This window comes from Streptomyces sp. NPDC005302 (genome assembly GCF_040607345.1).
Taxonomy (GTDB): Bacteria; Actinomycetota; Actinomycetes; order Streptomycetales; family Streptomycetaceae; genus Streptomyces.
Genome location: NZ_JBEXGN010000004.1, coordinates 430,758 through 447,481, shown reverse-complemented (window position 1 = coordinate 447,481; position 16,724 = coordinate 430,758). Strand labels below are relative to the sequence as shown.

The window sequence follows — 16,724 nt, the reverse complement described above, 5'->3', positions numbered from 1 at the left end:
CGGAACTGGTATCAGTTCTCGTATCTGATGAAGCGTCAGAAGCGCTGGCAGTGAGCGTCCCTGGGAGGCAGTCGGCCATGACCGAGCTCGTGGAACACGGACAGCTGTTCATCGGCGGGGAGTTGACCGACCCCCTGGGCAAGGACGTCATCGAGGTGATCTCGCCGCACACCGAGGAGGTCATCGGACGGGTGCCGCACGCCGCGACGGCGGACGTCGACCGGGCCGTCGCCGCGGCGCGCGAGGCGTTCGACGAGGGGCCCTGGCCGCGTATGAGCCTCGACGAGCGGATCGCGGTCGTCACCCGCATCAAGGACGCGATCGCCGTACGGCACGAGGAGATCGCCCGCGTCATCTCCTCCGAGAACGGCTCCCCCTACTCGTGGAGCGTCCTCGCGCAGGCCCTCGGCGCGATGATGGTCTGGGACGCGGCGATCACGGTCGCGCGCGGCTACCCGTACGAGGAGGCGCGCGACGGGGTCCTCGGCAAGCTGATCGTGCGGCGGGAGCCGGTGGGAGTGGTGGCGGCCGTCGTGCCGTGGAACGTCCCGCAGTTCGTGGCGGCGGCGAAGCTCGCGCCCGCGCTGCTCACCGGCTGCACCGTCGTCCTCAAGCCGTCGCCCGAATCGCCCCTGGACGCCTACCTGCTCGGGGAGATCGCGAAGGAGGCCGGACTGCCCGAGGGGGTGCTGTCGATCCTCCCGGCGGACCGCGAGGTCAGCGAGTACCTGGTCGGACACCCCGGCATCGACAAGGTCTCCTTCACCGGCTCGGTCGCGGCGGGCCGACGCGTGATGGAGGTCGCCTCGCGTCATCTCACCCGCGTGACCCTGGAGTTGGGCGGCAAGTCGGCGGCGGTGGTGCTGCCGGACGCGGACCTCGACACGGCGGTGCCGGGGATCGTCTCGGCGGCCTGGATGAACAACGGCCAGGCCTGCGTGGCCCAGACCCGCATCCTCGTCCCGCGCTCGCGCTACGACGAGTTCGCGGACGCCTTCGCCGGCGCCGCGAACGCGCTGGTCGTGGGCGACCCGCTCGACCCGGCGACCCAGGTCGGCCCGCTCGTCGCCGAGCGCCAGCGGCGGCGCAACCTCGACTACATCCGCATCGGCCAGGAGGAGGGCGCCAAGATCCTGGCGGGCGGCGGCCGCCCGCAGGGCCTCGACCGCGGCTGGTACGTCGAGCCGACCCTGTTCGGCGACGTCGACAACTCGATGCGGATCGCCCGCGAGGAGATCTTCGGTCCCGTCATCTGCCTGCTCCCGTACGGCGACGAGACCGAGGCCGTGAAGATCGCGAACGACTCCGACTACGGGCTGAGCGGCAGCGTCTGGACGGCGGACGTCGCCCACGGCATCGACATCGCCCGCCAGGTCCGCACCGGCACCTACTCGGTCAACACCTTCAGCCTCGACATGCTCGGCCCGTTCGGCGGCTACAAGAACTCGGGCCTGGGCCGGGAGTTCGGACCCGAGGGGTTCGGCGAGTTCCTGGAGCACAAGATGATCCACCTGCCGGCCGGCTGGGAGGCGTGAGGATGGGCGACCGCTGGCAGGTCGAGGTCGACCGGTCCGTCTGCATCGGCTCCGCCCAGTGCGTCCACCACGCCCCGGACGCCTTCCACCTCGACACCGCCCGCCAGTCCCACCCCGTCACCCCGGAGACCGACGCCACCGAACAGATCCTGGAGGCGGCCGAGGGCTGCCCGGTCGAAGCGATCATGATCACCCTGCTCGGCAGCCGGGAGCCGGTGTTCCCGCCGGAGGAGTAGGGGGCGGGGGACGGCAGGGGCAGCCGGTGGCCCGCACGGTCCCGCGTGCGGGCGGCCGGTCCCTACCGTTCCTCCGGGGCCGTCAGGTCGATCAGGCGGCAGACCGTCTCGATGTCTATCTTGACCTGGGCGATCGAGGCGCGGCCGGAGAGCCAGGTGATCAGGGCCGAGTGCCAGGTGTGTTCGATGACGCGGACCGCGGAGAGCTGCGCCGGGGTCGGGTCGTCGAGGCCCATCGCGTCCAGGATGATCACCGTGGTCTGCCGGGACACCTGGTCGACCTCGGGGCTGACGCTGCGGTCGGCGAAGGTGAGCGCCCGGACCATGGCGTCGGCGAGGTGCGGCTCGCGCTGGAGGGCGCGGAACGCCCGCATCAGCGTCTCCGCCACCCGCTCCGCGGCGCTCTCGCCGGCCGGCGGCCGCTTGCGCAGCGTTCCGTGCATGTGCTCCAGCTGGTCCTGCATCGTGGCGACCAGCAGATGCACCTTCGAGGGGAAGTACCGGTACAGCGTGCCGAGCGCGACCTGCGAGGACTCCGCGACCTCGCGCATCTGCACGGCGTCGAAGCCGCCCCGGCTGGCCAGTTGCGCGCTCGCGTGCAGGATCCGGCGACGGCGCGCCTCCTGCCGCTCGGTGAGCGGCGCGGACGCCGGGCGGGAGGTGATGTGCGGGGTGGAGTGCGTGGGCGCGTGGCGCGCGCCGGAGGGCGTGGCAGGCGTGCCGGCCCCCGGCGCCGGTCGCGCGTTCTTCGAGTCCGCCTTGGCTTCCGCAGACATGGGTCCGTTCCGTGACATCGGCTAGGGAGCGAGGAGTCGGCACGGCAGGGCCGTCCGCCGCGCCGCGGACCAGCCGACCCCGCCGCGCGGTCGTGGCGTGAATCACCTGATCCACCGCTCACACTGGCGCTACCTGCCGGTAGATTCAATGCTCCTTGAACGATCAAGTCTGAAACTTGTTCTAGATTAGCGTCCCGGCGTAATCTCGCGGGAAAGTGCAGGGAGAAGGGGGCCGGAAGTGACCGCTGAGGCCATGGAGGCGGGCCCCGGAGAGGGTGCGGCAGCCGACGGGGAACCACCCCTGAGCATCGCGCTCCTCACGTACAAGGGAAACCCGTTCTGCGGCGGCCAGGGTGTGTACGTACGACACCTCTCGCGCGAACTCGCCCGTCTCGGGCACCGGGTCGAGGTCATCGGCTCGCAGCCCTACCCCGTCCTCGACGAGGGTCTGCCCGACCTGAGCCTCACCGAACTGCCCAGCCTCGACCTCTACCGCCAGCCCGACCCCTTCCGCACCCCGGCGCGCGACGAGTACCGGGACTGGATCGACGCCGTCGAGGTCGGCACCATGTGGACCGGCGGTTTCCCCGAGCCGCTGACCTTCTCGCTGCGCGCCCGCCGTCATCTGCGCGCCCGCCAGGGTGAGTTCGACGTCGTCCACGACAACCAGACGCTCGGGTACGGCCTGTTGGGCGACGTCGGCGCCCCGCTGGTGACGACGATCCACCACCCCATCACCGTCGACCGGCAGTTGGAACTGGACGCCGCCGAGGGCTGGAAGCGCCGCGCGTCCGTCCGCCGCTGGTACGCCTTCACCCGGATGCAGAAGCGCGTCGCGCGCCGCCTCCCCTCGGTGCTCACCGTCTCCGGCACCTCCCGCCAGGAGATCGTCGAGCACCTGCGGGTCGAGCGGGATCGTATCCACGTCGTCCACATCGGCGCGGACACCGACCTTTTCTCGCCGGATCCGTCCGTGCCCCAGGTGCCCGGCCGCATCGTCACCACCTCCAGCGCGGACGTGCCGCTCAAGGGCCTGGTCTTCCTCGTCGAGGCGCTCGCGAAGGTACGCGCCGAACACCCGGGCGCCCACCTCGTCGTCGTCGGCAGGCGCGCCGAGGACGGACCGGTCGCGCAGGCCATCGAGCGCTTCGGTCTCGACGGCGCCGTCGAGTTCGTCAAGGGCATCTCCGACGCCGAACTCGTCGGCCTCGTCCGCTCGGCCGAAGTCGCCTGCGTGCCCTCCCTGTACGAGGGCTTCTCCCTGCCCGCGGCCGAGGCGATGGCCACCGGCACGCCGCTGGTGGCCACCACCGGAGGCGCGATCCCGGAGGTCGCGGGTACCGACGGCGAGACGTGCCTCGCCGTTCCTCCCGGCGACTCGGGCGCCCTGGCGGCCGCCCTGAGCCGGCTCCTCGGCGACGCCCCGCTGCGCGCGCGGCTCGGCGCCGCAGGGCGCGCGCGGGTCCTGGAGCGCTTCACCTGGGCGCGGGCGGCCGAGGGCACGGTGGCCCACTACCGCGCGGCCATCGCGCTCTCCGCACCCCGGCGCCCGGCCCGCCGGACGACCCCCGCGGTGACGCCGGCCGCGGCCGTCCCGGCCGTCGTCCCGGACGCCGGGCGCGCGGCCGTCCCCGACGCCGGGCCCGCCGACACCGCGGCACAGACTCCCGCCACCGAACCCGTTGCAGCCAACCGCGAAAGCAGGGCCACGTGCTGACCGTCGACTTCTCCCGGTTCCCGCTCGCCCCGGGCGACCGTGTCCTGGACCTCGGATGCGGTGCCGGCCGGCACGCGTTCGAGTGCTACCGGCGCGGCGCCCAGGTCGTGGCGCTGGATCAGAACGGTGAGGAGATCCGCGAGGTCGCGAAGTGGTTCGCGGCGATGAAGGAGGCCGGCGAGGCGCCCGCCGGGGCCACCGCCACGGCCATGGAGGGCGACGCGCTCCATCTGCCCTTCCCCGACGAGTCCTTCGACGTCGTCATCATCTCCGAGGTCATGGAGCACATCCCGGACGACAAGGGCGTCCTCGCCGAGATGGTCCGCGTGCTCAGGCCGGGCGGCCGGATCGCCATCACCGTCCCGCGCTACGGGCCGGAGAAGGTCTGCTGGTCCCTGTCCGACGCCTACCACGAGGTCGAGGGCGGCCACATCCGCATCTACAAGGCGGACGAACTGCTCACCAAGATCCGCGAGGCGGGGCTGCGGCCCTACGGCTCCCACCACGCGCACGCCCTGCACTCGCCCTACTGGTGGCTCAAGTGCGCGTTCGGCGTCGACAACGACAAGGCGCTGCCCGTGCGGGCGTACCACAAGCTCCTGGTCTGGGACATCATGAAGAAGCCGCTGGCCACCCGGGTCGCCGAACAGGCGCTGAACCCGCTGATCGGCAAGAGCTTCGTGGCGTACGCGACCAAGCCCCACCTGCCGCGCCTCGCCGGTGCGGCGGACTCCGGCGCGACCACCCCCGAGGCGGACGCCACGTGACCACTCCCCGGACAGAACATCTCGTCCTGCCCGGGGTCCTCACCGCGGAGGAGGCCGCCGTCACCGTGCGCGGCATCCTCGCGGTGCAGCGCCCCGACGGAGCCATCCCGTGGTTCCGCGGCCACCACCTCGACCCGTGGGACCACACCGAGGCGGCCATGGCGCTCGACGCGGCCGGGGAACACGAGGCCGCCGAGCGCGCCTACGTGTGGCTGACCCGGCACCAGAACGACGACGGATCCTGGTACGCGGCCTACGCCGACGGCCAGTTCGACGACGTCACCGACCGCGGCCGGGAGACCAACTTCTGCGCGTACATCGCGGTCGGCGTCTGGCACCACTACCTCGCCACCGGCGACGACGGGTTCCTGGACCGCATGTGGCCCGCCGTCCACGCGGCCGTCGAGTTCGTGCTGCGGCTGCAGCAGCCCGGCGGGCAGATCGGCTGGAAGCGTGAGGACGACGGGACGGCCGTCGACGACGCACTGCTGACCGGGAGTTCGTCGATCCACCACGCGCTTCGCTGTGCGCTCGCCATCGCCGAGCAGCTCGAAGAGCCGCAACCCGACTGGGAGTTGGCGGCCGGCGCACTGCGCCACGCGATCAGGTGCCACCCGGAGCGGTTCCTCGACAAGGACCGCTACTCCATGGACTGGTACTACCCGGTGCTCGGCGGCGCGATGACCGGCGCCGAGGCCACGTCCCGCATCGAGGAGGGCTGGGACCGCTTCGTGGTGCCCGGCTTCGGGGTGCGGTGCGTGGTCCCCAACCCGTGGGTGACCGGCGGCGAATCGGCCGAACTCGCCCTCGCCCTCTGGGCGGTGGGCGAGTCCGACCGTGCCTTGGAGATCCTTCAGTCCATCCAGCACCTGCGCGATCCGAAGACCGGCCTGTACTGGACGGGGTACGTCTACGAGGACCGGGCCGTCTGGCCCGAGGAACTCACCACCTGGACGGCGGGCTCCGTGCTGCTCGCCGTCGCCGCACTGGGCGGCGACGAGCCCACCTGCGCCGTCTTCAGCGGTGAGCGCCTGCCGACGGGGCTGGACCCCGACTGCTGCGCCCGGGTCTGACCGGCGGATCGGACCCGGGGTCCGCTGGACATCCGGACCCTCCGGATGTTCCCGGTCGTCAGTGCCGGTGCATGCGGTTCGCGACCGCGTGGCCCACGAACAGGTAGACGACGGCGGCGAGACCGTAGCCGGCGACGACACGCGCCCACTGCTCGTCGAAGGTGAACAGGTCACGCGACCAGCCGGCCAGCCAGCTTGCCGCGTCGTGGATGAACTGCACGAGATCGTTGCCACGGTTGGCATCGAGCAGATACATCAGAATCCAGAGACCGAGGATGACGGCCATAACATCCGCGACGATCGCGATGACCGTCCCCGCAGAATTCGAGCCGTTGCGATATCGAGGGGACATGACCAGCGTGTTGCCCGCTCCTGCCGAATGAAACCCGAACGGGTTCGGTCAAGTGGCGCACGTGTGCGAACCGGGTGAGGCTGCCGTGGAGAGCCGTGTCGCCCCGGGACAGGGGAGGACCGGCGGACCAGGGAGAACCGTTGCCCACCCGGAGGATCCCGTGCCCGCACCCGTACGGCGCCTGTTCGTGGCGTTGACCCTCTGCTGTGCCCTGATCGGCGGTGCCACCGCCTGTGGCAGCGGCAGTTCCGACTCCTCGCAGCAGGACACCGCCGTCGTCGTCCCCGCGAAAGGGACGCCCACGCCGACGACCTCCGCCGAGAAGCAGAAGTTCGCCAAGACCCGTTTCGTGGCGAACGCGGGGCTCGCGGCCGGCGCGACCTACCAGTGGATCGTCAAGCCGTACAAGGCGGGCACGTTCAAGAAGGGCGCCAAGGGGCGCAGACTCGCCCTGGTCAAGGCCGGACTCGCGGGCGCCTTCGCGTACAACCGCCTCAAGGCCGCCTCGAACAACGCCAAGGGCGACCCCGCGCTCGCCAGGGCCGTCGCCCCGCTCACCGCGGGCATCGATGCCCTGAAGGGCCTGCCGGCCAAGCTCCGCAAGGGCGACTCCACCGACTCCGTCGCGAACTCCTTCGACGACATCATCAACAAGGTGAAGGACGCCGGCAAGAGCGCGGGCGCCGAGGTCAAGGACAAGGTGCCGTCGGCGTCGCAGCTCAGCGGCGGCTGACCGTATCGGGTCCCGTCCTCCGTCGCCCGCCTAGGAGTTGAGCTCCGCGAGCACCCGGAGCGTGTGGGGGTCCGGGGACAGGACCAGCAGGTCGGTCACCGGGCCCTTGCGCCACGACTCCAGCCGTTCGGCGATGCGTTCACGCGGTCCGACGAGCGAGATCTCGTCCGCGAAGGCGTCCGGCACGGCCATCACGGCCTCCTCGCGGCGCCCTTCGAGGAACAGCCGCTGGATCCTGCGGGCCTCCTCCTCGAACCCCATCCGGGCCATCAGGTCGGCGTGGAAGTTGCGGGCCGCGTGCCCCATTCCGCCGATGTAGAAGCCGAGCATCGCCTTGACCGGCAGCAGCCCCTCGGCCACGTCGTCGCAGACCCGCGCGCGGGCCATCGGCGCCACCAGGAAGTCCGCGGGCAGGTCGTCGAGCGCCGCCCCGTACGCCTGCGGCCGGTTCGGCGCCCAGTACAGCGGCAGCCACCCGTCCGCGATCCGGGTCGTCTGCGCCACGTTCTTCGGGCCCTCGGCACCGAGCAGGACGGGCAGGTCCGCCCGGAGCGGATGCGTGATCGGCTTCAGCGCCTTGCCGAGCCCCGTCCCGTCCGGTCCCCGGTACGGGTGCGAGTGGAAGCGCCCGTCCAGCTCGACCGGACCGTCGCGCCGCAGCACCTGGCGTACGACGTCGACGTACTCCCGGGTCGCGGTCAGCGGCGACGTGGGGAACGGCCGCCCGTACCAGCCCTCGACGACCTGCGGACCCGACAGACCGAGCCCGAGCATCATGCGCCCGCCGGACAGATGGTCGAGGGTGAGGGCGTGCATCGCGGTCGTGGTGGGGGAGCGGGCCGCCATCTGCGCGACGGCGGTGCCCAGCCGGATGCGCGAGGTCCGCGCCGCGATCCAGGTGAGCGGTGTGAACGCGTCCGAACCCCAGGACTCCGCCGTCCACACCGAGTGGTAGCCGAGCCGCTCCGCCTCCTGGGCGAGCGGCACATGGTCCGCAGAGGGGCCGCGGCCCCAGTAGCCGAGCGCGAGACCGAGCCGCATGTCGCCTCCAGAGCAAGCGTTCTGACGGACCGTCAGTTCACGGGTGCTGCGACTGTACGACAACGGCCCCCCGCCGGAAAGGGCGAGGGGCCGGTGCGAGGGCGAAGCGGGGGTCAGCCGCGCTGGATCCCCGAGGTGTCCTGCAGGACGCCACGACGGCCGTCCTGCGTCTGCGCCACCAGGGAGCCACCGCGCTGCTCGACGGCCAGGTACCAGGTGCCCGGCGCCAGTTCGGCGATCGGCGACTGCGCGCCGTCCTCCGAGAACAGCGGCCGCGCGACCGGCACGGCGAACCAGAACGGCGAGAAGTCCTGGGAGGCCTGCTGCGGCGGCGGGGTCGACGACTGCGGCTGCGGCTGGCTCGGCTGCCCGCCGAACGGCTGCCCCTGCTGCGCCGGCTGCGACGGCTGAGCGCCGTACGGCTGACCGGGCTGCCCCGGCTGCCCGGCACCCGGGTACCCGTAACCACCCTGCGGCTGACCGCCGTAGGGCTGGGGGGTGGGGGGCTTGGGGGCGCCGACGAGGGCGGCCTGGAGCGCGGGAACGAGGGGGGTGGCCACGGCGGCGGCGGCGAGGACGAGGGCGGCGATGAGGCCGAGGATGGCTCCGATGCCGGAGTCGATGTTGCTGCCCGCGCCCGATCCGCCGTTGTCGAAGCCGGCGGCGGGGTCGAAGATGTTGCCGAGCGCGCTCCAGGCGGCGAACACCGTGAAGGCGACGCCGAACTGGCCCATGTCGAGGCCGGCGACCTTCAGGGGCTGCGGCATGCCGCGCGTGACGACGATGAGCGCGGCGCCGATGATGCCGGCGAGGAACACGCCCATCAGGAGCTGCGCGTTGCCCCACGCGTTGGGGAAGTCGGCGCCCGAGACACCGTCGACGGAGTAGATGTCGAGGAACGACGCGATGAACAGCAGTACCGCTGCTCCGATCACCACGCCGTCGCCTCGAGTGAGGGAGCGGATATTCACTTCAGGTCCTTCGTCAGTCGTCTCGTCATCGGTGGAGGCATCGCTGTTCACCGTGGTGCCGTCATGGTGTCGCCGTCGGGTCCCGGTGTGCAGCGCGGGGGCGGCCCCTCATCGTACGGACGACACTATCGCCCGCCCTATGGGGGTGTCCGCCGGGTTGCACGCGTCGATCACTACCCGTGCAGGAAGCTCACGATTCCCTCAGAGATCCCCCGTGCCGCCTTCTGTCGCCAGGCGCCGCTGGTGAGCAGCGCGGCGTCCTTGCTATCGCGCATGTTGCCGCACTCGATGAACACCTTGGGAACCGTTGACAGATTGAGACCGCCGAGGTCCGTCCGCACGTCGAGACCGGTGCCGTCGCCGATGTAGTTGGAGGGGGCGCTGCCCGTCTCGCGGACGAAGAGGCCCGCGATGCGCTCGCCCAGTTCGCGCGAGGACGCGACGATCGGGCGGGTGTCGGCGCCGCCCGCGTGCACGGAGCCCGGCAGGATCACGTGGAACCCGCGGTTGCCGGACGCCGAGCCGTCGGCGTGGACGGAGACGACGGCGTCCGCGTGCGCCTTGTTGCCGATCCGGGCCCGTTCGTCGACGCAGGGTCCCCAGGAGCGGTCGCCGTCCTGGGTCAACTTCACCGTGGCGCCCTCGCGTTCGAGGATCGTCCGCATCCGGTTCGCCACGTCGAGGGTGAAGATGGCCTCCGCGTAACCCGCGTTGGTCGACGTCCCTGTCGTGTCGCACTCCTTGCGGTTCGTGCCGATGTCCACCTTGCGGTTGATCTCGGACGTGTGCTGGAAGTTGCCGGGGTTGTGCCCCGGGTCGATCACGACGACCTTGCCCTTGAGGGGGCCGGAACCGGCGGGCTTCGCGCCGGAGGCGGAGGCCGAGGGGGACGGCTTCGGGGACTTCCCCGGTTTGCCGTCGTCCCGCGCGGTCGCGGAGGCGGAGCCCGCCGCGGAGGGGGCGCCGGAGCCGGGCGCCGAGGACGACGTGGCGGGGGCGGCCCGGTCGGACCCGCCGCCCGAGTCGTCCCCCACGGCCATCCACACCAGCCAGCCGGCCAGTGCGCCCGGGACGAGCGCGGCGGCGGCGACGGTGAGGGGTCCGCGCCGGAAACGGCGCGGCTGGGGCGGATCGAAGTCAGGGCCTACGTACGACACGTCAGCCACCTTAAGGGCCGTGCGTGTACTCCGCAGACTCCTTCAGGTCTCCGAGGCGCGACCGTGTCCTCAACCGAGGGCGTCGACGGCCCTCACGATCAGAGCACGCGCGTCCGGGTCCGCCTGGTCTCGGCAGGGATGACGCCGAGGGAGACCGTGGGCAGGGCACCGGCCGTCGGGAGGTTGCCGAGCTGGGCGGCCATGCCGAGTACGGCGCGTGCGTAGCCCTGCCTCTGGAGCAGGCCAGGTGCGAGGCTGGAGGAGTCCTGCCAATGCCGGTACAGGATTCGGCGTTGACCGACTGGATGACGAGATCCTGCGCCCGGTCCTCGGCTCGGGTCGCGGTGCACCACCGGCGGATGTCCGTTGCCGAGGGGCCGGTGAGAGCGTTCTCGATGCGTGAGGTCTTGGAGTAGTGCCATCCGCAGGCGGCAGCCAGTTCCACGACCGTCAGACCGGCTTCCTTGCGCAGGTCACGCAGAGTGTCGGCGACGGTCTGGCGTGCGGCTTGTGCGGATGAGGAAGGCGAGGCGGGTATGGGCTGGCTGCCGGTGCTTTCTGTTCAGCGAATCGTGTACTGGTCGTGCGGGACGGCCCGGCCCCAGACGGTGTCGAACGCCTCGGAGCACAGCTTGGCGGCGGCCTGGTCCTCGGAGACTTCGTGCCCGACCATGGCGCCGTCGCCGGAGAAGTGGCCCCAGCGGATCACCTTGTCGTCGAACAGCCAGAAGTCGTTGCCGGGCAGGGCGATGTCCGAGGCGCGGCGGCGGGGAAGCCAGCGCACCTCTTCACCCGCGTGCACGTTGACGACGGTCGAGGCGTGCTCGTACCGGATGTAGTCGGTGACCGGTTCGGACACGATGCGCGCCCGCCGCACCGAGACCCCTCGCGCGACGGCCTGCGAGACGAGAGCGACCCAGGGCGCCCACTCCGAGGAGTCGGGGTCCTTGTCGAGCCGCCCGGTGTCGAGCCAGGCCCGGAAGTCCTCGGCTTCGGCCACGGTCCCGTACTGATCCCGCATTTCCAGGTGGACGGCGGACCGTGCGCAACCGCTGACGAGTTCAGCGATCGTCGGTTCGCTCGACGGCATCGCACGCCTCCCTGATCATCGGGACCATCCTCGCGGGGATAAGGATCACAGCGTCGTCCGTCGGGATGCCGACCGCGTGCCCGGCGACCTCGAAGGCGGCGCACTCCGCTTCGCGCCGCTCAGATCCCCGCCCCGGTCCGCCGCAGGACGCGCAGGGAGTCCGTGGCCGCGAGTTCGGTGAACGCGCCCGATTGCAGGGCCCTGAGGTAGACGCGGTAGGGGGCCTGCCCGGTGAACTCGTCGGCGGGGTCCGGGAACACGTCGTGGATGACGAGGAGGCCGCCCTCGGCGACATGGGGTGCCCAGCCCTCGTAGTCGCCGCTCGCGTGCTCGTCGGTGTGGCCGCCGTCGACGAAGACGAGGGCGAGCGGTGTGCGCCAGAACGCGGCGATCTGCGGCGAGCGGCCGACCAGCGCGACGACGTGGTCCTCCAGGCCCGCCCGGTGCAGGGTCCGGCGGAAGGTGGGCAGGGTGTCCATGCGCCCGATCTCCGGGTCGACCGTCGAGGGGTCGTGGTACTCCCAGCCCGGCTGCTGCTCCTCGCTGCCCCGGTGGTGGTCCACCGTGATGGCGGTCACGCCCGCCTCACGTGCCGCGCCGGCGAGCAGGATCGTCGAGCGGCCGCAGTAGGTGCCGACCTCCAGGAGCGGCAGCCCGAGCCGTCCGGCCTCGACGGCGGCCTCGTACAGCGCGAGCCCCTCGGCCGTCGGCATGAACCCCTTCGCGGCCTCGAAGGCGGCGAGGATCTCGGGCTTGGGTGCCGCGGGCATGGGGGTCCTCCATCGGTGCGAACGGCGTCAGGGGTGCGGACTTCGCGAGCGGTGCAAGCGAAAGGCCGCCCCATCGTGCACCACACCCCCGCCGCGGGGGCGACGGGGGTGTGGGTGATCACGTACGGAGCGGCGGGGTCAGGCCGTGACGCCCGCGTTCTCGCCGGGCAGCGCCAGGTCGAGGTCGACCGCCCGGTCGTCGCCCGCGTGCGTCGCCGACGAGGCGAGCGGGCCGTGGCCCGCGGCCCGGGCGGCGAGCACGTACGCGCCCTGCGCCGGGACGGCGAGCGCGTAGCCGCCGTTCTCGTCGGAGAGGGTGGCGCCCGCCTGGCGGCCGCGCCGGTCGATCAGGGTCACCTTGGCGCGGGCGACCGGGTCGCCGGCCGCGTTCAGGACCCGGCCGCGGAAGCCGCCGAGCACCTCGTGCGCGCGCTCCACCGCCGCGTCCTCCTCGCTGCTCGCACGCAGCTGCGGCGCGGAGGCCTGGCGCTGGCGGGGCAGGAAGAGTGCCATGACGAGGCCGACCGCGACCGCACCGGTGGCGATCATGAAGGACACCCGGAAGCCGTGCATGGTCGGGATCGCGGCACCACCGACGTGGTTCGCCGTGTTGGCGAGCACCATGCCGATGACGGCACTCGACACGGACGTGCCGATGGAACGCATCAGGGTGTTCAGGCCGTTCGCCGCACCCGTCTCCGAGGCCGGGACGGAGCCGATGATCAGGGCGGGCAGCGAGGAGTAGGCGAGGCCGATGCCCGCGCCGAGGACCACGGCGATGACCAGGGACTGCCAGGCGGCGCTCATCAGTCCGAGACCGGCGCCGTAGCCGATCCCGATGATCACCATGCCGAGGATGAGGGTGACCTTGGGGCCGTACTTCGCCGACAGCCGCGCGTACACGGGCGCCGTGACCATCATCGTCAGGCCGAGCGGCATCACGAGCAGACCCGCGCTCACCATCGACTGGCCCAGGCCGTAGCCGGTGGACTTCGGGAGCTGGAGCAGCTGCGGCAGGACGAGGGAGACGACGTAGAAGGAGACGCCGACCATGATCGAGGCGAGGTTGGTGAAGAGGACAGCCGGGCGGGCCGTGGTGCGCAGGTCGACGAGCGGGGCCTTCAGGCGCAGCTCCATCACGCCCCACAGCAGCAGCACGGCGACGGACGCGCCGAACAGGCCGAGCGTGGTGGGCGCGGTCCAGCCCCAGTCGCTGCCCTTGGTGATCGGCAGCAGGAAGAGCACGAGCCCGATGGACAGGCCTATCGCGCCGAGCACGTCGAAGGTGCCCTGGGCCCGCATCGGGGACTCCGGGACGACGAGCAGGGTCAGGACGATGGAGATGACGCCGAGGGCCGCGGCACCGTAGAAGAGGGCGTGCCAGTTCGCGTGCTGGGCGACGAGGGCCGCGGCGGGCAGCGCGAGACCGCCGCCGACGCCGATCGAGGAGCTCATCAGCGCCATCGCGGAGCCGAGCTTCTCGCGGGGGAGCATGTCGCGCATCAGACCGATGCCGAGCGGGATGGCACCCATCGCGAAGCCCTGGAGCGAACGGCCCACGATCATCGGCAGCAGGGCGCTGGTCAGCGCGCTGACCAGGGCGCCGACCACCATGATGGACAGGCTGGTCAGCAGCATGCGCCGCTTGCCGAAGAGGTCGCCGAGGCGGCCCATGATCGGGGTGGCAACGGCGCCCGCGAGCAGGGTCGAGGTCAGGACCCAGGTGGCGTTGCTGGGCGCGGTTCCCAGCAGTGCCGGCAGGTCCTTGATGACCGGGACGAGCAGGGTCTGCATCACCGCGACAACGATGCCCGCGAACGCGAGCACCGGCACGGTCGCGCCGCTCGGCCTCCGCGCGGGCTGGTCGGTCGTCGTGTGCGTCATTGCGTGGGGCCTCCAGGCCGTAAGAAAGCGAGCGCTCAAGGAGCGCTCAGAAGAAAGGTGGAGCGAAAAGGGGTGATCCGTGCGGATTCGAGGGACGGTCGGTCGGGCTGATCCATGCGGATGCGGGGACGTCGGTCGGCTGATCCGTGCGGGATACGTGCAAGGGGAACCCGGTGTGCCCGGGCAACTATTCCGATGCTTCGGCGTACTAACGAATTCTTGACCGTCTCATGGGGATCTGACCTACCGTCAGAATGGAACGTGTTCTAGTCTGGCGCGGATCCACGCACCTTGGGCCACGTCGGGGAGGCACGCATGGGCATCGCGATCACGCCGGAACAGCGGGAGCTGGCCGAGGCCGTCCGCGGCTGGATCGCCCGCGCCGTGCCACCCGAGGAGGTCCGCAAACTCCTCGACGCCCCGGGCGCCGGGCGGCCGCCGTTCTGGGACGCGCTCGCCGCACAGGGACTGCTCGCCGTGCACCTTCCCGACGCGTACGGCGGGGGCGGCGGCGACCTCCTCGACCTCGCCGTGGTCGTCGAGGAGGCCGCGCGGGCGGCCCTGCCGGGACCGTTCCTCGCGAACGTCCTCGCGGCAGCGGTCCTCGCGTCGGCCGTCCCGGCGTCCGCGGCTGTGGCCGCAGGGGATTCCCGCGGAACGGGCGACCGGAGCGGTGACGGGCTCGGCGATCTCCTGCGCGACCTCGGATCCGGGGAGCGCGTCGGGGCCGTCGCGTTCGGTGCCGGCTCCCTCACCGCCGTCGCCACGGCCGGCGGCGGATACGTGCTCGACGGGGTCGCACCCCCCGTCCTGTCCGGCGCCGACGCGGACGTCCTGGTGCTCACCGCCTCCGTCGTGGACGGCGGGCCCGCCGGGCATCCGCAGGCCGGTGACGCGCAGGAGGGTGAAGCGGAGGTGCGCGATCCGGCGGCCGGCGAAGAGACCGCGTCCGCGAGCGGGCCCGTCTGTCTGGTCGTCGACACCCGGGATCTCGTCGTACGGGCGCACGAGAGCGCCGATCCGACGCGGGGGACCGCCGAGGTGCGCGCCGCGGGGGTCCGGGTCGGCGCCGACCGGGTGCTCGCGGTGGCCCCGTCGACGGTCCGGGACCTCGCCGCCGTCGTCCTCGCCGCGGACGCCTGCGGCACCGCCGCGTGGGCGCTGGACACGGCGGCCGGGCACGCCCGGGTCCGCGAACAGTTCGGCCGCCCCATCGGACGGTTCCAGGGCGTCAAGCACCTGTGCGCCGGCATGCTCGTCCGGCTGGAACAGGCCGGAGCCCTCACCTGGGACGCGGCACGCGCCGGACGGGAACCGGCCCCCGTGCGGGAACTGGTGGCGTCCCTCGCCGCGGGCACCGCCCTCGACGCCGCCCTCGGCTGCGCCGAGGACTGCGTCCAGATCCTCGGCGGCATCGGGTTCACCTGGGAGCACGACGCCCACCTGTATCTGCGCCGGGCCCTGGTGGCACGTCAGCTGTACGGGGCCGGGAGCGGACACCTGCGCCGGGCCGCGCGGCTCGCCCGGGACGGCGTACGACGGGAACTGCGCCTCGAACTCCCGCCGGAGGCCGACCGGTACCGGTCCGAGGCCCGCCGGGTGATCGACCCGGTGCGCGGTCTCGACCCCGCGGCGGTACGCCGGTCGCTGGCACCCACCGGTTACGCCGCCCCGCACCTGCCCCCGCCGTACGGACTCGGCGCGGGCCCCGTCCGGCAGCTCGCCGTGCAGCAGGAACTGGCGGCGGCGGGCGTACGGATCAGCGACCTCGGGATCGCCACCTGGGTCGTGCCGTCCCTCATCGCCTACGGGACCGCCCTCCAGCAGGAGCGCTACCTGCTGCCCACGCTGCGCGGCGACCTGCTGTGGTGCCAGCTCTTCTCGGAACCGGACGCCGGCTCCGACCTCGCCTCGCTGCGCACCCGCGCCGAGCGCACCGCCGACGGCCGGTGGCGGATCAACGGACAGAAGGTGTGGACGAGCGCGGCGCAGTGGGCCGACCACGGCATCCTGCTCGCCCGGACGAACCCGGACGCGCCCAAGCACCGGGGGCTGACCTACTTCCTCGTCGACATGAGGACCACGGACGGCATCGACGTCCGGCCGCTGAAGGAGATCACCGGGGACTCCCTGTTCAACGAGGTCTACTTCGATGACGTCCTGCTGCCCGCCGACGCGGTCGTCGGCGAGGTCGACGACGGCTGGCGGGTCGCCCGCAACACGCTCGGCAACGAACGCGTGCACATGGCCGACCAGTTGACCTTCGACACGGATCTGGAGGCGCTGATCCGGGCCGACGTCGACGAAGCCCGGCTGGGCGCCCTCCTCGCCGAGGCGCACGCCCTGGCCTGCATCGGGCTGCGCACCACACTGGAGCGGGTGTCCGGCACCGAACCGGGTGCGGGCGCCTCCGTACGGAAGCTGGTGCAGACCGCCCACCAGCAGCGGGTCGCCGCACTCGCCCTCGAACTCCTCGGCCCCGAGGGCGCGTCGTGCGAGGGCCCCGGCGAACGGGCCGTCCACGGCTTCCTGCTCTCCCGCTGCCTGACGATCGCCGGCGGCACCACGCAGGTCCAGCTCAACGTCGTGGCCGAACGCATCCTCGGCCTGCCACGAGACTAG

Annotated in this window: 15 protein-coding genes and 1 pseudogene; 7 read left to right on the top strand and 9 right to left on the bottom strand. The window is 72.1% G+C overall.

What is annotated here, in order from left to right; genetic code table 11:
* Positions 1-77: 77 nt before the first annotated feature.
* Both ABZT74_RS08690 and ABZT74_RS08685 read left to right on the top strand, forming a co-directional pair.
* Complete coding sequence (locus tag ABZT74_RS08690) at positions 78-1,535, top strand: aldehyde dehydrogenase (protein WP_356433808.1); 1,458 nt, start codon at positions 78-80, stop codon at positions 1,533-1,535.
* A gap of 2 nt (positions 1,536-1,537) precedes the next feature.
* Positions 1,538-1,771, top strand: coding sequence for a ferredoxin (locus ABZT74_RS08685; protein ID WP_355877268.1), 234 nt, complete (start codon positions 1,538-1,540; stop codon positions 1,769-1,771).
* Between the two features lie 62 nt (positions 1,772-1,833).
* On the opposite strand, the gene ABZT74_RS08680 is transcribed toward ABZT74_RS08685, so the two are convergent.
* Positions 1,834-2,547 carry a TetR family transcriptional regulator gene (locus ABZT74_RS08680; protein WP_356433807.1) on the bottom strand — a complete coding sequence of 238 codons (714 nt, stop codon included), beginning with the start codon at positions 2,545-2,547 and terminating at the stop codon, positions 1,834-1,836.
* Between the two features lie 238 nt (positions 2,548-2,785).
* Between ABZT74_RS08680 and ABZT74_RS08675 the strand changes: the two genes are divergently transcribed.
* From ABZT74_RS08675 to ABZT74_RS08665, 3 genes are read left to right on the top strand one after another with little or no spacing between them, the layout of a single operon-like run.
* Positions 2,786-4,264: a glycosyltransferase family 4 protein gene (locus ABZT74_RS08675; RefSeq protein ID WP_356433806.1), complete on the top strand. Its 1,479-nt coding sequence runs from the start codon at positions 2,786-2,788 to the stop codon at positions 4,262-4,264.
* A complete protein-coding gene (locus tag ABZT74_RS08670) occupies positions 4,258-5,031 on the top strand; it encodes a class I SAM-dependent methyltransferase (protein ID WP_355877277.1) in 774 nt (257 codons plus the stop codon). Before ABZT74_RS08675 ends, ABZT74_RS08670 begins: the two co-directional genes overlap by 7 nt.
* On the top strand, positions 5,028-6,104 hold the full coding sequence (locus ABZT74_RS08665; RefSeq protein WP_356433805.1) for a prenyltransferase: 1,077 nt from the start codon (positions 5,028-5,030) through the stop codon (positions 6,102-6,104). The genes ABZT74_RS08670 and ABZT74_RS08665 overlap by 4 nt, the downstream gene beginning before the upstream one ends.
* A 58-nt stretch (positions 6,105-6,162) precedes the next feature.
* Here ABZT74_RS08665 and ABZT74_RS08660 read toward each other — a convergent pair whose 3' ends face one another.
* Positions 6,163-6,456, bottom strand: a complete 294-nt coding sequence (locus tag ABZT74_RS08660) for a hypothetical protein (RefSeq protein ID WP_081216966.1) — start codon at positions 6,454-6,456, stop codon at positions 6,163-6,165.
* Between the two features lie 160 nt (positions 6,457-6,616).
* Here ABZT74_RS08660 and ABZT74_RS08655 point away from each other — a divergent pair, with 160 nt between their 5' ends.
* Positions 6,617-7,189, top strand: a complete 573-nt coding sequence (locus ABZT74_RS08655; protein WP_356433804.1) for a hypothetical protein — start codon at positions 6,617-6,619, stop codon at positions 7,187-7,189.
* A gap of 30 nt (positions 7,190-7,219) precedes the next feature.
* Here ABZT74_RS08655 and ABZT74_RS08650 read toward each other — a convergent pair whose 3' ends face one another.
* The 7 genes and pseudogenes from ABZT74_RS08650 to ABZT74_RS08620 all read right to left on the bottom strand — a co-directional run bounded on the left by ABZT74_RS08650 (position 7,220) and on the right by ABZT74_RS08620 (position 14,102).
* Positions 7,220-8,230, bottom strand: coding sequence for an LLM class F420-dependent oxidoreductase (locus tag ABZT74_RS08650; RefSeq protein WP_356433803.1), 1,011 nt, complete (start codon positions 8,228-8,230; stop codon positions 7,220-7,222).
* 113 nt (positions 8,231-8,343) lie between these two features.
* A complete protein-coding gene (locus ABZT74_RS08645) occupies positions 8,344-9,201 on the bottom strand; it encodes a hypothetical protein (RefSeq protein ID WP_356166053.1) in 858 nt (285 codons plus the stop codon).
* Between the two features lie 173 nt (positions 9,202-9,374).
* The gene (locus ABZT74_RS08640; protein WP_356166051.1) at positions 9,375-10,358 is read right to left on the bottom strand and encodes an N-acetylmuramoyl-L-alanine amidase; all 984 of its coding nucleotides are present in this window, start codon (positions 10,356-10,358) and stop codon (positions 9,375-9,377) included.
* Positions 10,359-10,480: 122 nt separating this feature from the next.
* A pseudogene (locus ABZT74_RS08635) lies at positions 10,481-10,896 on the bottom strand (helix-turn-helix transcriptional regulator); the annotation flags it as partial.
* A 24-nt stretch (positions 10,897-10,920) separates the two neighbouring features.
* The gene (locus ABZT74_RS08630) at positions 10,921-11,448 is read right to left on the bottom strand and encodes a DUF6879 family protein (RefSeq protein WP_356166045.1); all 528 of its coding nucleotides are present in this window, start codon (positions 11,446-11,448) and stop codon (positions 10,921-10,923) included.
* Between the two features lie 119 nt (positions 11,449-11,567).
* On the bottom strand, positions 11,568-12,218 hold the full coding sequence (locus ABZT74_RS08625; protein ID WP_356166036.1) for a class I SAM-dependent methyltransferase: 651 nt from the start codon (positions 12,216-12,218) through the stop codon (positions 11,568-11,570).
* Between the two features lie 138 nt (positions 12,219-12,356).
* Positions 12,357-14,102, bottom strand: a complete 1,746-nt coding sequence (locus ABZT74_RS08620) for an MFS transporter (RefSeq protein WP_355877310.1) — start codon at positions 14,100-14,102, stop codon at positions 12,357-12,359.
* Between the two features lie 315 nt (positions 14,103-14,417).
* Here ABZT74_RS08620 and ABZT74_RS08615 point away from each other — a divergent pair, with 315 nt between their 5' ends.
* Positions 14,418-16,724: an acyl-CoA dehydrogenase gene (locus tag ABZT74_RS08615; protein ID WP_356166034.1), complete on the top strand. Its 2,307-nt coding sequence runs from the start codon at positions 14,418-14,420 to the stop codon at positions 16,722-16,724.